Source organism: Gracilibacillus boraciitolerans JCM 21714 (genome assembly GCF_000521485.1).
GTDB classification, from domain to species: Bacteria; Bacillota; Bacilli; order Bacillales; family Amphibacillaceae; genus Gracilibacillus; species Gracilibacillus boraciitolerans.
The window spans coordinates 169,579-188,579 of record NZ_BAVS01000001.1; the positions used below are offsets into that span (position 1 = coordinate 169,579).

A 19,001-nucleotide genomic window follows, 5' to 3' on the forward strand; every position below is an offset into this window, starting at 1 on the left:
AAATGGCTTTAAATTATGACCTTGTTGTGCTTGGCGGTGGAACAGGTGGCTATGTCACTGCGATCCGTGCAGCGCAATTAGGCTTAAAAACTGCTGTGGTAGAAAAGGAAAAACTAGGGGGGGGAACCTGTCTTCATAAAGGATGTATTCCCACCAAAGCTTTATTAAAAAGTGCTTCTGTTTTTCAGTTAGTGAAAGAAGCAGATAGATATGGAGTAGAGGTGGAAAAACCGCTCTTTCAAATAACAAAAGCTATCGAACGTAAAAACAAAATAGTAGATTCCTTATATGAAGGGGGGGTAAATCACCTCATAAAATCTCATAATATTGATGTTTATCACGGGTTTGGCAGGATATTAGGTCCATCTATCTTCTCACCAATGGCTGGCTCGATTTCAGTAGAGTATGACAGTGAGAAAGAAAATGATATACTAATACCGAAAAATGTTATTATTGCTACAGGAACGTTTCCAAGTATATTACCAGGAGTGAATGTAGATCATCAGCATATTGTCACATCGGATGACTTAGTAGAAATATCTGAATTGCCACAATCTATTATCATAGTTGGAGGAGGAGTTATCGGTATTGAATGGGCTTCTTTTTTACATGATGTTGGAGTGAAAGTGACCATAATAGAAGCACAGGAATCGATTTTACCATCATTTGATAAGGATATTATTAATACAATGAGGAAAAATTTAGTTAAAAAAGGTATTACGATTATTGAGAATGCAAATCTTGATATTGATTCCATTACAACAGATAATAAAATACAACTTACATATAAATTAAACAATCAGACACATTCATTATCTGCTGAGAAACTATTGTTATCAGTAGGAAGAAAAGCGAATACCAGAAATATCGGGTTGGAAAACACAGAAATAGTTATTAACGATAAAGGATTTATTTCGGTAAATGAGCATTTTCAAACGAAAGAAAGTCATATTTATGCGATTGGAGATGTAAATGGTGGTAAACAGTTAGCCCATGTTGCTACATATGAAGGTAAGAAGGCTGTAGAGCATATTGCAGATATTACTATGAGTTCGCTAAGTGAAAATGAGATTCCTTCATGTGTATATGGTAATCCGGAAATAGCTATGATTGGGCTTACAGAAACGGAAGTACAGCACCACGGTTTTGATTATCAAACAACTATAACGTCTTTTAAAGCGATTGGAAAGGCGCATGTAAATGGTCAAACAGATGGATTCATCAAAATCATCATAGATAAAAATACGGAGGACATTTTAGGTATTCATATGATTGGCAGTCAGGTAACAGAGTTAATTGGACAGGCAAGTACTGCAAAATATTTTGATAGTTCTGCATTAGAGTTATCAGAGGTGAGCTATCCACATCCATCATTAAGTGAAATTATTGGAGAAGCTGCTTTAGCAGCTGAGGGGGGGAGGAAAATTCATGGTTAACCAAACTTATTCATTAGCAACAGACAATGAAACGTTACTAAAAATGTATTACGAAATGTTATTAGCTAGAAGAATTGATGAAAGAATGTGGTTATTAAACCGCTCAGGTAATATTCCATTTGTTGTATCCTGTCAAGGACAGGAAGTTATGCAAATTGCTGCTTCTTTTGCGTGTAATAAAGAGCATGATTATATTTTTCCATATTATCGAGACTTAGGTGTCGTGCTTCACTTTGGTATGACGACAAGAGAGGTTTTCCTTCAAGCATATGCCAAAGCGGAAGATCCAAATTCAGGTGGAAGGCAGATGCCTGGTCATTTTGGTCAAAAGAAAAATAAACTTGTAACAGGTTCATCACCAGTTACTACTCAAGTTCCACATGCGACAGGATTTGCATTGGCAGCAAAGATGGAAAATAAACCATCCGTTTCATTTGTAACTATGGGGGGAAGGCTCGACAAATCAAGGAGACTTTCACGAAGGAATTAACTTTGCAGCTGTTCATAAGTTACCTGTTATCTTTATGGTAGAAAATAACCAATATGCAATAAGTGTTCCGTATAATAAACAAGTCGCTTGTGAAAACATTTCAGATCGTGCTATCGGATATGGAATCAAAGGAATTAAAGTAGATGGCAATGATACTTTTGCCGTTTATGATGCAGTTAAAGAAGCGCATGATCGTGCATTAAATGGAGATGGTCCTACACTGATTGAGGCTGTATCCTATCGTTTAACTCCTCATTCCAGTGATGACGATGATTCGACCTACCGATCAAAAGATGAAGTCACCACTCAAAAATCTAATGATGGTGTAGCTAAATTTAAAGAATATTTATTAGAACAAGGTTTTTTAACAGAAAAATCTATTGAGAAGCTTGAAGTTGAAATAAAAAATGAATTAAATGATGCAACAGAATATGCAGAAAATGCTCCATATGCGGATGCTTCCACTTTAACAAAATATGTATACGCAGAGAAGGAGGACTTCTAATGGCCGTTTTAACCTATATTCAAGCAGTTAACCAAGCATTAAAAGAAGAAATGGAACGTGATAATAAAGTGTTCATATTAGGGGGGGAGGATGTAGGGAAAAAAGGCGGAGTTTTTTTAGCTACTGAAGGGCTTTTCGATAGATTCGGTGAACAAAGAGTAATCGATACACCTCTAGCAGAATCTGCGATAGTTGGGGGGGTAGGTGTCGGAGCTGCAATGTATGGAATGCGTCCTGTTCCAGAAATGCAATTTGCAGATTTTATTATGCCTGCTGTCAATCAGATTATCTCAGAAGCAGCCAAAATCCGATATCGTTCTAACAATGATTGGAATTGTCCCATAACCATCAGAGCACCATATGGTGGAGGTGTTCACGGAGCTTTATATCATTCACAATCGATAGAGGCCGTCTTTGCTAATCAACCAGGATTAAAAGTTGTTATGCCATCTAGTCCCTATGATGTAAAAGGGTTACTGAAGGCAGCAATCAGATGATGATCCGGTTTTATTCTTAGAACACAAGCGAGCTTACCGGCTTCTTAAAGAAGAAGTGCCTGAGGAAGATTATACGGTTCCTATTGGTAAAGCGGATATAAAACGAGTTGGAGAAGATGTAACGGTTATAACCTATGGATTATGTGTGCATTTTGCAAAACAAGCCGCTGAAAAGTTAGAACAGGAAGGGATTAGTACTGAAATAGTAGATTTAAGAACGGTTTATCCCCCCCTTGATCAGGAAACCATCAAAGCTGCGGCATCGAAAACAGGCAAGGTTTTATTAGTGACAGAAGATAATAAAGAGGGAAGTATTATTGGTGAAGTGGCGGCGATCATTAGTGAACATTGTATGTTTGATTTAGATGCGCCTATTAAGAGATTAGCGGGGCCAGATGTTCCAGCAATGCCATATGCCCCACCATTAGAAAAAGAATTTATGATGAATGCTGATAAAATTGAACAAGCAATCCGTGAATTAGCAGAATTTTAAGATGGGAGTGAAATGGATGACACTACAGCGAATTAACATGCCACAGCTTGGGGGGGAAAGTGTGACTGAGGGGGGGACGGTTAGTAATTGGTTAGTTAAAGTCGGAGATTATGTAGAAAAATATGATGCGATAGCAGAAGTAATGACAGATAAAGTCAATGCTGAGGTTCCTTCTTCCTATTCTGGTGTTATTAAAGATCTAATTGCAGACGAAGGAGAAACGATTGAAGTCGGACAACTAATGTGTTACATAGAAGTAGAAGGACAATTAAGGGAACCAGTTACTACAGTATCTGAAACGCCGGCAAAAGAAGAAAAACTGGACAGTCAAAATATGAAAACTCGTTATTCACCAGTAGTTATGCGCTTAGCACAGGAACATAATATCGAACTACAAACAGTAAATGGAACCGGAAAGAGCGGGCGGATCACAAGAAAGGATATTGAGAAATATATTAATAATCAGCACCATACCAATGAAGCTGAGATTCAAGAAAATCCTACAGAGGATATGGAACAACATGGGTCTGATGCTGTAGAAGAGATTGAAGAATTCACACCACCTATTATTCGTCGAAAGCCGGTAAAGGCAAAACCAGGTGATCGTGAGATTCCTGTCACAGGTTTGCGACGTACCATTGCACAAAATATGGTGCGATCAAAGACAGAAATTCCGCATGCATGGATGATGATTGAAGTGGATGTTACTAATTTAGTTGCCTACCGAAATGATGAAAAGAATAACTTTAGAGAAAATGAAGGTTACAATTTATCTTATTTTGCATTTTTCTTAAATGCAGTTGCAAAGGCATTGAAAAAATTTCCAGAATTAAATAGTTGCTGGGCAGGCGATAAAATTATCCAACGTAACGAAATTAACTTATCTATTGCTGTTGCACATGAACATGAATTATATGTTCCTGTTATAAAAAATGTCGACGAAAAAAGTATAAAAGGAATAGCTAAAGAAATAGCACAACTTTCTAAAAAAGCACGTACTGGAACACTAGCAAAAGAGGATATGGAAGACGGAACTTTTACTGTCAATAATACTGGTTCATTTGGTTCAGTAGAATCGATGGGTGTGATAAATTATCCGCAATCAGCAATTTTACAAGTAGAATCCATTGTCAAAAGACCAGTTATTATCGATAACATGTTCGCTGCTCGGGACATGGTCAATCTATGTTTATCTTTGGATCATCGAGTTTTAGATGGAGTAATCTGCGGAGCATTTATGTCACATGTAAAAGCAATCCTGGAGAACATTTCAAGTGACACAACGCCTATTTACTAATTAAATGAGACGTGAAATTAGCGTTGCAATAAATAAAACTAACTGTTTCATTTTATGATCAAAAACAGTATACTATGTAAGGTAAGGGAAACCGACAATTAAATTATGAGGTTTCCCTTTACTTGTATATAGATGTGGTGTGATAAATATGCAAAATAAAGCGAGAATTTTTTATGACGTATTCATGATATTCTTAGTAATGCTCACGATATTAACTCTTTGGGTAGATCATACTGTTAATTCAACAATCAATGTTATAGTTTGGTTGATTTTTTTGATTGATTATATGATACGCATTGTGCTATCCCCCCCACGCAAATGGGAGTTTATAAAGAAAAATCCATTTTTACTACTTGCTGTTATACCGTTTGATCAATTTTTTCAAGTAGCTCGCATTGTTCGACTACTCTATTTATTTTTGCGAATAGTTTAGAAACGATTAATCACTTCCCAAGTATTTTATTATTAACAATTTCCTCTATCTTGGGTGTAATTATTCAAGGTTTAGTATTACAATGGTTATTTGATAAATTGGAAGTATTATGGCGGGATCGCAAGAAATTTTTGTCATCATTAAGAAGTGGGGGCTAATCATGTTTTTAATAGAAATGTTTGTTTACATCGGGACAATTGCATTTGCTATTTCTGGTTCTTTAGTTGCGATTAAAAAAAATTTAGATGTTTTTGGTGTTTTATTATTGGGATTAACGACGGCTCTGGCTGGTGGAGTCATAAGAGATCTAATGATTGGTAATATTCCACCTACAAATCTGGCAGATCCAAAATATTTTTTTGTTAGCTTATTGGCTAGTATTGCAACAATTATATTTTATGAAAGAATTAATCGATTTAAACATGGCATTATATTCTCCGATGCTATTGGCCTTGGAGTTTTTACAGCGGTTGGAGCCAATGCAGCGCTAAACTTAGATTATTCTCAACCATTTTTAATTGTTGCGATGGGATTAGTAACTGGTATTGGCGGTGGTGTACTAAGAGATGTATTTGTACGAGAAGTTCCACTGGTATTTCGTAAAGAAATCTATGGTATTGCTTCAATTGCCGGATCCATCGCACTAATTAGTACGTATGAATTAATATCCCCCCCAACGGTAAGTTTGTATATATGTCTTATCATCACCCTGACGATTCGAATACTTGCTGTAATATGGAAATGGAATGTACCGATTGTTCATAAAAAGCAAGCAAATAAAAGAACTATCCATTCATAATATTCTGTTCTTCTATTTGCTTGTTAGAAATATAACCGGAAATGATAACTGCTAAAGTTATAATGATACTAATTAGTACGGTAAGCATACCTGTTTGTAATTGAAAGAAACGATAAATAAATGGTTCGTGTACAAGCATATCAACACCTGTGTAAACTAATATCGCAGACCCTAAGTACATTAAGTAGCCATAACGTTGTAATAAATGGACGATAAATTTAGCTCCAAAAATCATTAGTGGTATACTGACCATTACGCCAATTGCTAATAAAGAAACACTTCCCTTCGAAGCGCCAGCAATTGCTACGACATTATCCAGACTCATTATTACATCTGCCATGATGATGGTTAGAATAGCTTTTAACAAAGATTGATGTGATGCGATTTTTTCTGTTTCTTCTTCTTTAATTAAAATTTTATAGCTGATCCAAATGAGTAATATTCCACCTATTAAATAGATCAAGGGAAACTTTAATAAAAAAATAATACCACTGGCAAATAAAATGCGCAATATAATGGCGCCTGCAACACCGATTAAAATAGCTTTTGTTTGTAGTCTCTTATCTAAACTTTTGGTTGCCATGGCAATAACTAAGGCATTATCTCCTGAGAGAACGATATCAATAGAAATAATCTGTAATAAACTGATTAAATCAAAATCAACAAAAGGCGTAGTTAATATGATAGGCATTTTATATTCTCCTTTGCATCATTTTTTGATATGTAAAAATTATAAAAGATGATTCTTTCACATTATATGCTTGTCTTCCTTTTATATATTACGATTATTTTTTTTTGCGTATTTTGTCGAAAATATTTGGAGATTTAAAATATATGTGCAAATTATGTCTAATTAGGTATTATGAAACTGTTATTAACAATGAAGGAGAAAGTCTATGGAGACTAATAATCATTTAAAATTCATATTAGGAATGGCTTTGCTTATTTCAACTCTATTTGTTGTGTTTTTAATTGTGAAATCTAATCAAATCATTGATAATATGGAAGTCTCACAAACAAAACCAGTCAAGGTATTAATTTTATCTGGTGATACTTTAAATGATCAAAGCTGGGGGGGAAGCTTAGCCTATAAAGGAAAACTCCTTGTAGAGGAGGAATTAAATGCAGAAGTAGAAGTTATAGGCGATGTCAATCTCAGTAATGACCTTACCCCTATTGTTAAAGAGTACGTGGAGAATAATTATCAACTGATTATTGGGCATGGCCGAGAATTTTCTGAACCATTCTATCGAATTGCCAATCAATTCAAACACACACAATTTGTGACCTTACATGGAGAATATGTAGATAAAAATCTAGCAGTATACACGTTTAATCAAAGGGAAATAGAAGTAGTTGCAGGGATGGCAGCAGCTCTTAAAACAAAAACTAATAAAATAGGGATTATTGACACACATGATAATGATTATTCAGACTGGGGGGGGTTTCCTCAGGGTATTAAAAAGATAGATACAAACATCGAGCTTATATATGAAGTAGTCCCTGAAAGGACAGACAAGTCAGCTGCTAAGCATGTAACATCCAATATGATCGATAATGGAATTGATGTCATTTACACTAGAGGAAATAGCTATAATCAAGAAGTGATTAACTTCGCTAAAGAAAAAGGGGGGGTCTATCTGATCGGTTATCTGGAGGATCAATCGTATATGGCTGAAAATGCAATATTAACGAGCGTATTAAATAATATTCCATATGTTTATAAGACTATTTTAAAGGATCATCTTAAGGATACTAATATGATATCTGAGAAAAGAATACTGGATTCAAATGATGGTGTTTATGGTTTAGCACCATTTGGTCCTATGTTCACTCAAGAGGAAATTACCTTTTTAAATAACTCAAAAAAACAATTGAATCAATAGTAAGTAGATAGAGGTTAGGAGCTATGTCATATGTTATCTTTTTTTAATAAATTCTCATTAAGAAATAAAATATTGAGCATGCTCCTGTTTGTGATGATAATTTTTAGTGGATTTTCTCTTTTATTAATTCAATCAATAGATGATGTGAATACAGTAACCCACTCTATTAAAAGAGATAATATACCAGCTTTGGTGTGGTATAGTCAATGGGAAAAAGAACTGAAAATTAAAAAGCAATTAGTTATCAAGCAGGTTGAAATAAATTTCGAAAATGATTTCCAATCTGATTTCAACAATTATGATACCGTCCATAATACAGCAGTTCTGCAGAAAGAGGTGCATATTCCAGAAGAATTAAAGTCTATACAAAATCAAATAATGGCTTTGGACTTTACAATAAGAAATAAGGTGTTTGGTTTATTAGAATATCAGGAAAAAGATGCTGCGAAAAACGTAATCGAAACGGAATATTTACCTAAGTTAGAAACTTTAACAGAAACGATAGTTACAAAGCGTAATGCAGAATTTAATGCGCTCCAGAACAATACAGGTTCCTATCCAAAAATTATCGAACAATCCCTTTATTTCTTGTTGATTATTACAGTTGCAGGTTTCTTCATTTCTATGTGTTTTTCATTTAAAATGAGTAGAAATATTACAAAGCCTATCGAGACAATGATAGAGAAAGTTAATAAAATTGCCAATGGTAATTATGGTGAAACAATATCCAGTTCTACACAATTGGAGTTTCAAAGTTTAGCAAATTCGATTAATCAAATGTCTATTAGTTTGCAACAATCCTTTCAGCAAATCATTTTTGACAAACGGAAACACGAACAAACTTTAAATTCATTACCTGTTGGTATTATTACATATGATATGAAAGCAAAAAAATATTTAGCAAATTCTTATGCAAGAGATCTCTTGGATTTGAATCAAGAATTAATTAATGACAATGATATTATCGAAAAACAAAAACAATTTCCATTTCTCCAAAAGCTTTTATCTGACCAGTCGTTTCAAAACAGTAAATTTAAATTAACGATTAAAGAGAAACAATATGACCTGCTAGTATCTCAGAGTATATTAAAAGACCATTCTAAAATAACGACAGGAAAAATTCTTTATTTTATTGATATAACAGAATCGGCAAAATTAGAAAACAGGATGATTCAGTCCGAAAAGTTAGCTTTAGTAGGTGAAATGGCAGCTAGTTCAGCACATGAAATACGTAATCCATTAACTGTAATTCATGGCTTTCTAACGCTTTTAAAAGAATCCTTAACAAAACAGGAAATTCAAAAATATAATATTGAATTAATGATGAAGGAAATAGAAAGGTTATATTCGATTGTGGAGCAAATGTTATTAATGTCCAATCATCAAAAGCCAGAAAAAGTTGTGATAAAATTGTCTAATTTATTAGAGGATTTATTACCATTAATGAACAACACATTAGAGGCAAAAAATATAAAAATAAAGACCAATTTAACGGAACAATATTTATTTGCTGATCAAAAACAAATAAAACAGGTGTTTTTAAATTTAATTCGCAATAGTAAAGATGCAATAGAACAGAATGGAGAAATAACCATCGTTTCTGAAGTGGAAGGAGAAAAATATATTATTTATTTTTCTGATACAGGGTCTGGTATTCCTAGTTCCATCAAACAAACACTGTTTGAACCATTTTCTACTTCGAAATCAAATGGAACGGGTTTGGGTCTAAATGTGGTATGTCGCATTATTAAAAATCATCAAGGTAAAATTATATTATATTCAAGTGATCAATCTGGTACTACATTTAAAATTGTATTACCTCTAAATTAAATTCGCACAATTTGAAGCTTTGAGAATTGAAAAAAATAATAGATGTTGTTATTCTTTAAGAAAGGTATTTAAATGTGAGGGGGGGCGATGTAAAATGGAATTTAATCTATTTATGGATGATATTGTACAATCAGCGAGAAATGAAATTTCCCAAGCTGGTTATGATGAATTAAAGACTACTGAAGAGGTAAGAACGGCATTAGAAAAAGAAGGTACTACATTAGTGATGGTAAACTCTACATGCGGTTGTGCTGGAGGGGGGGTTGCTCGTCCTGCAGCAGCGAGTGCTATTCACTATGATAAACGCCCAGATCAATTAGTCACTGTATTTGCTGGTCAAGACCGAGAAGCAACTGAATTGGCACGTCAATATTTTGAAGGATATCAGCCGTCTTCTCCATCATTCGCATTATTAAAGGACGGGAAAATTCAAAAAATGGTCGAAAGACATGAAATTGAAGGCCATAGTCCAGTGGAAGTTGTTAATAAACTGCAAGAATTATTTGATGAATATTGTGACGAACTATAGGTGAAAGAAGAAGACATCCAGCAAGTGGATGTCTTCTTGTATTCTTGTAAAGTTTTAAAAATATAAATGATATATTTTAATTTGCAATCATTGCTAAGCCTGCTGTAAATGTTGATAAAACCATTGCAAGAATCATAATATACACAATTAATTTAATTCTTTTCTCTCGTTTTGATGCCATTGTAATTCCTCCTTTATCAGCACAATACATATATCCATTTTACAACTTCTCTATTCATAGGACAAGTAAATTATAGTTAAAAGGAGATTAAAGTGTGATAAATAAAGAAAGAGTTATCCAGCAATTTTTAAAATTAGTTCAAATAGATTCTGAAACAAAGAATGAAAGAAACATAGCAAATTATTTAATCGACCGTTTTAAAGTTATGGATTTAGTAGTATTTGAAGATAGCTCCCATCAAGAAAATGGGCATGAAGCGGGTAATATTATTGCAAGGTTAGAAGGAACTAATCCTCAACTTCCAGCTCTTTACTTTACAGCACATATGGATACGGTTGTTCCCGGAAAAAATATTAGGCCAGAAATTCATAATGGTGTGATTCATTCTGACGGATCGACGATCTTAGGTGCTGATGATAAAGCAGGAATTTCTGCTATCTTAGAATTAATTCATCTAATTCATGAAAATCCAATTCATCATGGTGATCTATATTTCGCTATTATGAGTGGTGAAGAATCAGGTTTAGTCGGTTCTCAGCATTTTGATATTTCTTCGTTACCAGTCAAGTATGGTTATGCACTGGATAGTGATGGTGAAGTGGGTACGATTATCACAGCAGCACCGTCGCAAATAAAATTATTTACAACGATTAAAGGAAAAGCATCCCATGCAGGTCTTAGTCCGGAAAAGGGAATATCAGCTATAAGTATGACTGCAAAGGCGATTACTAAAATGCCATTAGGAAGAATTGACGAAGAAACTACAGCTAATATTGGAAGTTTTGAAGGGAAAGGTCCAACCAATGTTGTATGTGATCAGGTGCTTTTAATTGCAGAAGCACGCTCATTATCAAAAACTAAATTAGACAAACAGATAGACAAAATGTGCAGTGCACTCCGAGAAACTACTTCTCAAATGGGTGGTGACGTTGACATAGAGTTAAAGTATATGTATCCTAGTTATCATTTTGATAAATCTGATCAAGTTGTTCAAGTAGTGAGTAATGCGATTCGTGCCTTAGGAAAAGAACCTCTCCTAAAGGTAAGTGGGGGGGGTGGCAGTGATGCCAATCATTTATCCGGAAAAGGAATTCCTACCGTTAATTTGGCAATGGGGGGGTATGAAAATATTCATACTAAAAATGAACGGATAAGTATTTCTCATCTATTAGAGGTTCCAGTTTTACTGTATGAAATAATAAAAGAATCAACTAAATGAGAGTGATGATATGAAGCAATGGTATCCGAAAAGTGGACGAGTGATCTTGCATGTAGATATGAACAGTTTTTATGCATCTGTTGAAATAGCTGACGACCCTGCTCTTAAAGGAAAACCAGTAGCAATTGCCGGTAATCCTGATGAAAGAAAAGGTATTATTGTGACAAGTAGTTATGAAGCAAGAAACAAAGGTGTAAAAACAACGATGTCGCTTTGGCAAGCTCGCAAGCTATGTCCAAATTTAATTGTTTTAAGACCTAATTTTGAGCGCTATCGAGAAGTATCTCATCACATATTTCGCTTGTTAGAAGAATACACACCTATCGTAGAACCAGTATCAATAGATGAAGCGTTTATGGATATTACGGATAGTTATGAGTATGGCACACCCATTGAGATTGCAATAGATATTCAAAATCAACTAATGGAGCAACTATCTCTTCCTTGCAGTGTGGGTGTTGCACCAAATAAATTTTTGGCGAAAATGGCATCAGATATGAAAAAACCAAATGGTATAACAATTTTAAGAAAAAGGGATGTTGCTACTAAGTTGTGGCCTCTTCCCATTGAAGAAATGTATGGAATCGGTAAAAAAACGAAGGATAAATTAAAAATATATCAAATAGAGACGATAGAGGACTTAGTTAAAACCGATACGATGTTATTAAAAGGCATATTGGGAGTAAATGGAGAAAAATTAAAAGCCAGAGCATTAGGAGAAGATCCTAGAATAGTAGATCCAGAAAATGCAGCTAGTTTTAAAAGCATCGGCAGTTCCCAAACTTTTCCGAGTGATATTACTCAATTTGACATTTTAATAGATCAATTAAGGAAGCTGTCAGAAACTGTAGAAAAACGGCTGGCAAGAAAATCAGCAGTGGGGATACTGTTCAAATTATAATTCGATACAGTGATAGGAAAACGATCACGAGAAGAATGAAACTATCTCAATTTATTGAAAAAGCTTCAGATGTTTTATATTATAGTGAACTACTTCTGGAGGAACATTGGAATGGCGAACCGATCCGACTATTGGGAATAACAATTCAAAATGCTCTGCCCAAAAACGACTTAACCTATCAACTCGATTTATTTCGATATTTAGAGGAGCAATAAAACAAAAACTAGAACATAATTGAATAAAAGGACAATAGTGGTGGTTATGAAAGAACTAATATGCGTTATTTCCGCTCTGGCATGCCCTCAGGAAGGGAAAGCGGGCAAGCCGGATCGGTTGTTAAGCGATACTTTCGTTTCATAATTACTCTTAGTGAACTTTAACTTTCTGATGTGTCGTTAGTTACTCTTTTGCTAATATAAGGTCTTCGTAATCAGTTCAAACTAGCTCTTATAAGGGATAGGTATAGAAATCTTCTGCTATCGTTGCATTTTCAAATTGTTGTTTTGCTTCTGTTTCCAATTGGACTGTGTCATCCTTTTGAAAACGAGAAGATATATGAGTGAGAATTATTTTTTTAACTTGAGCTCTCGCAGCAATTGTTGCAGCTTGATCAGTTGTGGAGTGAAAATAATCATAAGCTAATTGCTCCTGTCCTTTAGCGAACGTTGCTTCATGCACTAATAGATCTACATTAGCTACAAACGGAATGACATCCGTCTTTGCCCTTGTATCACCAAGAATCGCAACACTCTTTCCTTGTTTAGGATCGCCGATATAGTTTGATGATGGAACCACGGTACCATCAGTTAATTTTACAGTATCCTGACTTTTAAATAATTGATATATTGGACCAGGATAAATCCCGTCGGCTTTTAACTTATCAACCAGAAGAGATCCCTTCGACTCTTTTTCATCAATGCGAAAACCAAAGGACTCAATCACATGTTCCAGCCTCTTAGCTTTAACGATAAATTGGTCATCTTCATATATAATTCCTTCTTTAATTTCTATGATGTCAATTGGATAAGAAGGTTTTGATTTATTAACAGATAACGACGTATTAATAAATGACTTTATCCCTGCAGGACCAAAGATTGTAACTGGATCGACGCCACCCTGAAAGGAACGACTGCTTAAAAATCCCGGAAGTCCATAAATATGATCACCATGAAGATGGGTTATAAAAATTTTATTAATTTTTCTGGGTTTAATTGAGGTATATAAAATTTGATGTTGTGTTGATTCCCCGCAGTCAAACATCCACATATTATTGGTTTCCTGTAAAAGATCTAAAATAATTGATGTTACATTTCTGTTTTTACTCGGTAAACCAGCCCCCCCAGTTCCTAAAAATGTTACTTTCATATTTAAATTCCTTTCTTTTATTTTGTTTGTTGCTTTAACTTTACTGCAAGGTTTGGCACATCGGTTATTAATGCGTGACATCCTAATCGTAATACTTTAGCGATCAATATCGGATGATTAACAGTGTAAACTGCTACGTATAAATTGTTTTTCGTTGCATTTTCAACTAATCGATAGGACAAGAGGCGATATCGAATATGGATTCCTTTGGCGTTAATTTCTTTGCTGAAAGGAATCAGATTTTTCATCTGCTTACTAGTTAATAATGCATAGTCAATAGTAGTTTTCATTTTATCCAGTTTAGCAATACTAGTATGATTAAAGCTAGAAATAACTGTGTGTTCCACCATCTTATGTTGTTGCAATTTCTCGCAAACAATTTCTTCGATATCTGGATAGGATATCAAATTATTTTTCAATTCTATATTTAATTTTAAATCTTTATCCTTATTCCAAGCAAGTAATTCGTCTAATGCAGGAATTTTTGAATCGGAATAGACCGGTGATTTCCAACTACCTGCATCTAAGCTTTGTAATTCCTGATATGTCAAATCTTTTATGTAACCAGTTCCGTTTGTTGTTCTATCTGCTGTTTCATCATGAATTAAGACGGGTATGCCGTCTTTAGTGAGTTGTACATCTGTTTCAATACCATTTGCCCCCTGATCATAAGCAAGATCAAAGGCAGCCATCGTATTCTCCGGAGCTTGTTTACTAGCTCCACGGTGCGCATATATAATGATAGACATTTTCTCCCCCCCCTCGTAAGGAATGTACTTCTCACTGATTGTCATAAAAAAATACAAAAAAGTCAACGACTGAGGTATTATTTTTTTGAAAAATTACAATCTTTTAACATGAAGCATGTTCATTATCAGTAAAATTAGTAATATGTTATCCTTAATTTGTGGAGTTGATGTGATGAGTAAGTTAAAAGGAAAATTTGTATTGATAACAGGAGCTTCAAGTGGAATTGGGAAATCATTATCTTTTCAAGTCGCAGCACATCAAGCAATCCCAATTTTAATTGCTAGATCAGAAGAAAAACTCGTTTCTATTTCTAAGAAAATCGAACAAGAATATCAAATAAAAGCACTATATTATGCTGTTGATATTACGGATCAGGAAAGATGGGGGAGCTATATTGCAGGAAATACAATTAGCTGTTCATCCAATAGATGTTCTGATCAATAATGCGGGTATTGGTTATTTTGAGTCTTTTGAAAAGATGGAATGGGATTATGTTAATTCAATGCTGCGCCTTAATCTTGAATCCCTTTATTTCACCACATACAAGCTTTTACCAAACATGAAATTGCATTCACCAGCACATATTGTGAATATTGGATCACAAGCAGGTAAAATAGCTACACCAAAATCTGCTGTGTACAGTGCGACTAAAGCTGGTGTAATAAATTTTTCTAATGCTTTAAGAATGGAATTAGAGCCCGAAGTATTTGTGACATCTGTAAATATTGGTCCGGTAAGAACGGCTTTTTTTGATCAAGCAGATCCCAGCGGCAGTTATCAAAAAAGTATCTCAAAATATATGCTAGATCCAGACGATGTTGCAAAAAGTATCGTGAAATACTTGTTTACAAAAAAACGGGAGATTAATTTACCTTATTGGATGCACATAGGTAGTAGATTTTATCAGAATTTCCCAAGAATTATGGAGCAATTGTTAAAGCCTGCATTTAAGAGAAAATAAGGAGAGATAAAATGGAATTAATGATAACAAATCAAGCTCTCGATAAGTTAACTGAACTGGATAGTAGCCGTTTGATGATTTTAGCGCTCACATACGATACAGAGGGTTGCGGCTGTGGCGTTAATGGTATGCCAACCTTTGCTCTTATTACAAAAAAGCAAAGAAATCATATCGACGTGATGTGCAAGGACCGGGAAGTTGTTGTAGATAAAATGGAATCGGTTTTTTTCGCAGAAAAATAACTCTGGATTATAATGGAGCAACTTTTCGTCTAACAAGTCCAAATGAAATGTTGAATCCCTTTATTCACACTAACTCTGTACTGATTAAAGCATAAGAAAGATAATGTAAAATAACTTCGATTTACTAAGTAGTTATTTTGAAATGTATATTAGCTGTAACAACAACTCCGGCTTGCCCACTTCGCTTTCCGGGGGGGCGATGCTCTTTAGCTAACTTTGAAAAGAAGATCACTTTACAAAGTGGATCTTCAGATCACGCTGATCCCCCAGGAGTCGAAGTGGACGCCTGCGCTGTATAATATCTACAATGAACGCAAGCAGTAGAATTTCGACCTTTCAATCTCGATTTATAGTCATCTTCCTTTTGTGTCGTAAGTTATTTTGATTAACGATGTTGTTGATATGTGTTAGCACGTGTTATCTCTTTTACTTGATCGAATTGCTTTTGATCAAAATTTTGTTCCAGTGCATTCACATTTTCTTTTATTTGATCCATGGAACTTGCACCAGAAACAATGGATGAAACAGCGTCATTCTGTGCAACATACTGTAAAGCAAGGCCTGTTAATGTCTGCCCTTTATTGAGTATTTCATTTAATTTATTTACTACTTCAATTAAATGGTCAGGCTGATAGTCTAAATAACCTTTCTGACCTTTTTGCTTAGCTATTTCAACACCTTTTTTACTTAATATGCCTTTAGCCAGTGAGCCTCTTGTAACGACACTAATGTGATTTTGATGCAATAGATCTAACATTTCCTCTTCGGGGCGGCGATCTAAAATGCTATATTGCATCATTACACTGACTATTTTAGATTTCATTACATATTCCCGGATCACATTAGGTCTAATGGAAGAAATACCATAGTATCGGATGGTTCCTTCACTTACTAGTTCATCAAATGCTTCAATTGTTTGCTCAATCGGATCTTCAATTGTCCCTCCGTGTAATTGATATAAATCAATATAATCGACTTGCAATCTTCTTAAGCTTTCTTTTACTTGTTCTTTAATATAAGCTTTACGAGGATCCCAAAACCAGCTTCCGTCATATTTTAGATGGTTGCCAACTTTAGTGGCTAAGATAAATTGATCGCGTTTATTTTTGATGGTCTGACCGATAATTTCTTCATTTTGTCCACTGTCGTATAAATCAGCCGTATCCAAATAATTTATGCCAAGATCTAATGCTTCATCAATTATGTTTGATGCTTTAGTTAAATCGGTTCCTAGTGACATACAGCCTAGCGAGATTGGTGAAACACGTAAATCTGATGATCCTAATTGAATTTTATCCATATTATTCAACCTTTCCATAAGTTTTTTTATAAATTCATTGTACAAATATAAAGAAAGAAATACAATAAAAGGGATTGTTCTAATATAGAAGGGATGAAAAAAATGAATCAATTTGAAGAAAAAACAATAAAATCAGAAACTGTTTTTAACGGAAGAATAATAGATGTACAAGTAGATGATGTGATGTTACCAAATGGAAAAACCTCGAAGCGTGAAATTGTAAAACATCCTGGTGCAGTAGCAATTATTCCAGTCTCTAAGAATAATAAAATAATCTTTGTTAAACAATATCGTAAGCCATTAGAAAAAGTATTAGTAGAAATACCAGCAGGAAAACTAGAAGAGGGAGAATCACCGGAAATAACAGCATTAAGGGAATTAGAAGAGGAAACAGGATTTACTACTAAAAATATGAATTATGTCTCTTCCTTTTATACGTCTCCAGGCTTTGCAGATGAGATCATTTATCTATATGAAACCAATTCCTTAGAAAAATTAACAGAGCTAAAAGAACTGGATGAGGATGAATTTGTCGAATTAATCGAATTATCGATAGATGAGGCAGAAAAATTAATTGCTACTCAAGAAATTCATGATATAAAAACGATATATGCAATTCTATATCTGAAATCCAAAGGTATGAAATAGAATGTTACATGACTTTTTTGTTGATTTACATATTCATGTTGGCCGCAATTATAAAGGAAAACCAGTAAAGATTACGGCCTCTAAAAATCTTACCATTACAAATATTATGGAAGAAGCAAGTCAAAGGAAAGGGATAGATATAGTGGGTGTGATAGATTGTCATGCACCGACTGTTCTAACAGAAATAGAAGAATCTATAGCAATGGATAATGCGTTTGAATTGGAAGAGGGAGGAATTCGTTATTCGAATACTACCTTAATTTTAGGCTCCGAGATTGAAGTGTACGATGAGAACTGTAACGGTCCCATTCACGTGCTTTGTTATTTCCCTTACTTAGATAATATGCAGCAATTTTCTAACTGGCTTTCTCAGCATATGAAAAATATTGAGCTTAGTTCGCAACGATATTATGGCAGTGCGATCGATCTGCAGAAGAAGACAAAAGAACTTCAGGGTATCTTTATTCCTGCACATGTATTCACCCCTTTTAAGAGTTTATTTGGAAAAGGGGGGGTGTCTAGCACTTTAGAGGAGATATTTGATCCCAATTTAATTGATGCAATAGAACTTGGTTTAAGCTCTGACAGTTTCATGGCAGATCAAATAGCAGAATTACACAGATTCTCTTTTGTAACTAATTCTGACGCGCATTCATTAGGTAAAATAGCGAGAGAGTATCAGCAGATGTATCTGGAAAATCCAACCTTCCTTGAATTAAAAGCGGCTTTATTGACACAAAATAATCGAAGGATCAAACAAAATTTTGGTATGAATCCTCGCTTAGGTAAATATTATGCAACGGTTTGTTCTCAATGTTTATCACGAACATCTGAAGAAGGAAAATGTTCAGAATGTGGATCAACTAAGTATATTAAAGGGGGGGTAGCAGATCGAATTCAAGAGTTATCTTCACAGCAGAGCGATCCTCCTGTTAGACCTGACTATATTTATCAGGTTCCGCTTGAATACTTACCAGGTTTGGGACCAAAAACACTGGATCGTTTATTACAACATTTTGGTACCGAAATGAATGTCATCCACTATGTTCCTGAGCAAGCTTTAATAGAGATAGTGGGAGAAAAACTTACCCAATTAATTATTAATCTGCGACAAGGGAGGATCAATTTAACAGAAGGTGGTGGCGGAAAATACGGAAAGATAAGAAATGAATGAGAGTAATTTGTTTGTCTAAATAGCATACTTTGATCAGTTCTATTTCTATCTAGTATTTCATAGAT

At 34.5% G+C, this 19,001-nt stretch carries 18 protein-coding genes and 3 pseudogenes; 16 read left to right on the forward strand and 5 right to left on the reverse strand.

Features of this window, described 5'->3' with window-relative positions; genetic code table 11:
* The first annotated feature begins 2 nt into the window (after positions 1 to 2).
* The 6 genes and pseudogenes from lpdA to JCM21714_RS00890 all read left to right on the forward strand — a co-directional run bounded on the left by lpdA (position 3) and on the right by JCM21714_RS00890 (position 5,950).
* The gene (lpdA, locus tag JCM21714_RS00865; protein ID WP_035720966.1) at positions 3 to 1,436 is read left to right on the forward strand and encodes a dihydrolipoyl dehydrogenase; all 1,434 of its coding nucleotides are present in this window, start codon (positions 3 to 5) and stop codon (positions 1,434 to 1,436) included.
* Positions 1,429 to 2,431, forward strand: a pseudogene (locus JCM21714_RS00870) (thiamine pyrophosphate-dependent dehydrogenase E1 component subunit alpha). The gene lpdA and the pseudogene JCM21714_RS00870 overlap by 8 nt, the downstream one beginning before the upstream one ends.
* Positions 2,431 to 3,421 (forward strand): annotated as a pseudogene (locus JCM21714_RS00875) (alpha-ketoacid dehydrogenase subunit beta). The pseudogenes JCM21714_RS00870 and JCM21714_RS00875 overlap by 1 nt, the downstream one beginning before the upstream one ends.
* 16 nt (positions 3,422 to 3,437) lie before the next feature.
* Complete coding sequence (locus tag JCM21714_RS00880; protein ID WP_035721788.1) at positions 3,438 to 4,718, forward strand: dihydrolipoamide acetyltransferase family protein; 1,281 nt, start codon at positions 3,438 to 3,440, stop codon at positions 4,716 to 4,718.
* Between the two features lie 148 nt (positions 4,719 to 4,866).
* Positions 4,867 to 5,151 (forward strand): hypothetical protein, encoded by a 285-nt coding sequence (locus tag JCM21714_RS20660; RefSeq protein WP_052000309.1) that lies wholly within the window; start codon positions 4,867 to 4,869, stop codon positions 5,149 to 5,151.
* 160 nt (positions 5,152 to 5,311) lie between these two features.
* Positions 5,312 to 5,950 (forward strand): trimeric intracellular cation channel family protein, encoded by a 639-nt coding sequence (locus JCM21714_RS00890; RefSeq protein WP_035720969.1) that lies wholly within the window; start codon positions 5,312 to 5,314, stop codon positions 5,948 to 5,950.
* Here the strand turns inward: JCM21714_RS00890 and JCM21714_RS00895 are convergent.
* Entirely contained in the window at positions 5,937 to 6,641 is a 705-nt protein-coding gene (locus JCM21714_RS00895) for a TerC family protein (protein ID WP_052000310.1), read from the reverse strand. The genes JCM21714_RS00890 and JCM21714_RS00895 overlap by 14 nt on opposite strands.
* Positions 6,642 to 6,846: 205 nt before the next feature.
* On the opposite strand from JCM21714_RS00895, the gene JCM21714_RS00900 reads away from it, so the two are divergent.
* From JCM21714_RS00900 to JCM21714_RS00910, 3 genes are all read left to right on the forward strand, one after another.
* Positions 6,847 to 7,836, forward strand: a complete 990-nt coding sequence (locus tag JCM21714_RS00900; protein ID WP_035720972.1) for a BMP family ABC transporter substrate-binding protein — start codon at positions 6,847 to 6,849, stop codon at positions 7,834 to 7,836.
* Positions 7,837 to 7,866: 30 nt separating this feature from the next.
* Positions 7,867 to 9,666 (forward strand): sensor histidine kinase, encoded by a 1,800-nt coding sequence (locus tag JCM21714_RS00905; protein WP_035720975.1) that lies wholly within the window; start codon positions 7,867 to 7,869, stop codon positions 9,664 to 9,666.
* A gap of 94 nt (positions 9,667 to 9,760) precedes the next feature.
* Complete coding sequence (locus JCM21714_RS00910) at positions 9,761 to 10,195, forward strand: BrxA/BrxB family bacilliredoxin (protein ID WP_035720977.1); 435 nt, start codon at positions 9,761 to 9,763, stop codon at positions 10,193 to 10,195.
* Between the two features lie 76 nt (positions 10,196 to 10,271).
* Here JCM21714_RS00910 and prli42 read toward each other — a convergent pair whose 3' ends face one another.
* The gene (prli42, locus tag JCM21714_RS20025) at positions 10,272 to 10,376 is read right to left on the reverse strand and encodes a stressosome-associated protein Prli42 (protein ID WP_158413458.1); all 105 of its coding nucleotides are present in this window, start codon (positions 10,374 to 10,376) and stop codon (positions 10,272 to 10,274) included.
* A gap of 94 nt (positions 10,377 to 10,470) precedes the next feature.
* Between prli42 and JCM21714_RS00915 the strand changes: the two genes are divergently transcribed.
* Both JCM21714_RS00915 and JCM21714_RS00920 read left to right on the forward strand, forming a co-directional pair.
* Positions 10,471 to 11,595 (forward strand): M20/M25/M40 family metallo-hydrolase, encoded by a 1,125-nt coding sequence (locus JCM21714_RS00915; protein WP_035720979.1) that lies wholly within the window; start codon positions 10,471 to 10,473, stop codon positions 11,593 to 11,595.
* Between the two features lie 58 nt (positions 11,596 to 11,653).
* Positions 11,654 to 12,711: pseudogene (locus JCM21714_RS00920) on the forward strand (DNA polymerase IV).
* A 232-nt stretch (positions 12,712 to 12,943) separates the two neighbouring features.
* Here the strand turns inward: JCM21714_RS00920 and rnz are convergent.
* Together rnz and JCM21714_RS00930 are read right to left on the reverse strand one after the other, a co-directional pair.
* Positions 12,944 to 13,861, reverse strand: coding sequence for a ribonuclease Z (rnz, locus tag JCM21714_RS00925; RefSeq protein WP_035720981.1), 918 nt, complete (start codon positions 13,859 to 13,861; stop codon positions 12,944 to 12,946).
* 17 nt (positions 13,862 to 13,878) lie between these two features.
* The gene (locus JCM21714_RS00930; protein WP_035720982.1) at positions 13,879 to 14,610 is read right to left on the reverse strand and encodes a glycerophosphodiester phosphodiesterase; all 732 of its coding nucleotides are present in this window, start codon (positions 14,608 to 14,610) and stop codon (positions 13,879 to 13,881) included.
* A 172-nt stretch (positions 14,611 to 14,782) separates the two neighbouring features.
* Between JCM21714_RS00930 and JCM21714_RS22630 the strand changes: the two genes are divergently transcribed.
* The 3 genes from JCM21714_RS22630 to JCM21714_RS00940 are packed head-to-tail and all read left to right on the forward strand — an operon-like array spanning position 14,783 to position 15,814.
* Positions 14,783 to 15,055: an SDR family NAD(P)-dependent oxidoreductase gene (locus JCM21714_RS22630; RefSeq protein ID WP_268748259.1), complete on the forward strand. Its 273-nt coding sequence runs from the start codon at positions 14,783 to 14,785 to the stop codon at positions 15,053 to 15,055.
* On the forward strand, positions 15,006 to 15,572 hold the full coding sequence (locus JCM21714_RS00935) for an SDR family NAD(P)-dependent oxidoreductase (RefSeq protein WP_268748260.1): 567 nt from the start codon (positions 15,006 to 15,008) through the stop codon (positions 15,570 to 15,572). The genes JCM21714_RS22630 and JCM21714_RS00935 overlap by 50 nt, the downstream gene beginning before the upstream one ends.
* Before the next feature lie 11 nt (positions 15,573 to 15,583).
* Positions 15,584 to 15,814 (forward strand): iron-sulfur cluster biosynthesis family protein, encoded by a 231-nt coding sequence (locus JCM21714_RS00940; protein WP_052000313.1) that lies wholly within the window; start codon positions 15,584 to 15,586, stop codon positions 15,812 to 15,814.
* A 385-nt stretch (positions 15,815 to 16,199) separates the two neighbouring features.
* Here the strand turns inward: JCM21714_RS00940 and JCM21714_RS00945 are convergent, their stop codons facing one another.
* On the reverse strand, positions 16,200 to 17,114 hold the full coding sequence (locus JCM21714_RS00945; RefSeq protein WP_035720983.1) for an aldo/keto reductase: 915 nt from the start codon (positions 17,112 to 17,114) through the stop codon (positions 16,200 to 16,202).
* Positions 17,115 to 17,216: 102 nt separating this feature from the next.
* On the opposite strand from JCM21714_RS00945, the gene JCM21714_RS00950 reads away from it, so the two are divergent.
* Together JCM21714_RS00950 and JCM21714_RS00955 are read left to right on the forward strand one after the other, a co-directional pair.
* Positions 17,217 to 17,762: an NUDIX hydrolase gene (locus JCM21714_RS00950; RefSeq protein WP_035720984.1), complete on the forward strand. Its 546-nt coding sequence runs from the start codon at positions 17,217 to 17,219 to the stop codon at positions 17,760 to 17,762.
* 1 nt (position 17,763) lies between these two features.
* On the forward strand, positions 17,764 to 18,936 hold the full coding sequence (locus tag JCM21714_RS00955; protein WP_035720985.1) for an endonuclease Q family protein: 1,173 nt from the start codon (positions 17,764 to 17,766) through the stop codon (positions 18,934 to 18,936).
* The last annotated feature ends 65 nt before the right edge of the window (positions 18,937 to 19,001 follow it).

Excerpts from the sequence above, each read along its gene's own strand:
- lpdA (WP_035720966.1), top strand. The coding sequence starts at position 3 with ATGGCTTTAAATTATGACCTTGTTGTGCTTGGCGGTGGAACAGGTGGC.
- JCM21714_RS00880 (WP_035721788.1), top strand. The coding sequence starts at position 3,438 with ATGACACTACAGCGAATTAACATGCCACAGCTTGGGGGGGAAAGTGTG.
- JCM21714_RS20660 (WP_052000309.1), top strand. The coding sequence starts at position 4,867 with ATGCAAAATAAAGCGAGAATTTTTTATGACGTATTCATGATATTCTTA.
- JCM21714_RS00890 (WP_035720969.1), top strand. The coding sequence starts at position 5,312 with ATGTTTTTAATAGAAATGTTTGTTTACATCGGGACAATTGCATTTGCT.
- JCM21714_RS00895 (WP_052000310.1), bottom strand. The coding sequence starts at position 6,641 with ATGCCTATCATATTAACTACGCCTTTTGTTGATTTTGATTTAATCAGT.
- JCM21714_RS00900 (WP_035720972.1), top strand. The coding sequence starts at position 6,847 with ATGGAGACTAATAATCATTTAAAATTCATATTAGGAATGGCTTTGCTT.
- JCM21714_RS00905 (WP_035720975.1), top strand. The coding sequence starts at position 7,867 with ATGTTATCTTTTTTTAATAAATTCTCATTAAGAAATAAAATATTGAGC.
- JCM21714_RS00910 (WP_035720977.1), top strand. The coding sequence starts at position 9,761 with ATGGAATTTAATCTATTTATGGATGATATTGTACAATCAGCGAGAAAT.
- prli42 (WP_158413458.1), bottom strand. The coding sequence starts at position 10,376 with ATGGCATCAAAACGAGAGAAAAGAATTAAATTAATTGTGTATATTATG.
- rnz (WP_035720981.1), bottom strand. The coding sequence starts at position 13,861 with ATGAAAGTAACATTTTTAGGAACTGGGGGGGCTGGTTTACCGAGTAAA.
- JCM21714_RS00930 (WP_035720982.1), bottom strand. The coding sequence starts at position 14,610 with ATGTCTATCATTATATATGCGCACCGTGGAGCTAGTAAACAAGCTCCG.
- JCM21714_RS22630 (WP_268748259.1), top strand. The coding sequence starts at position 14,783 with ATGAGTAAGTTAAAAGGAAAATTTGTATTGATAACAGGAGCTTCAAGT.
- JCM21714_RS00940 (WP_052000313.1), top strand. The coding sequence starts at position 15,584 with ATGGAATTAATGATAACAAATCAAGCTCTCGATAAGTTAACTGAACTG.
- JCM21714_RS00945 (WP_035720983.1), bottom strand. The coding sequence starts at position 17,114 with ATGGATAAAATTCAATTAGGATCATCAGATTTACGTGTTTCACCAATC.
- JCM21714_RS00950 (WP_035720984.1), top strand. The coding sequence starts at position 17,217 with ATGAATCAATTTGAAGAAAAAACAATAAAATCAGAAACTGTTTTTAAC.
- JCM21714_RS00955 (WP_035720985.1), top strand. The coding sequence starts at position 17,764 with ATGTTACATGACTTTTTTGTTGATTTACATATTCATGTTGGCCGCAAT.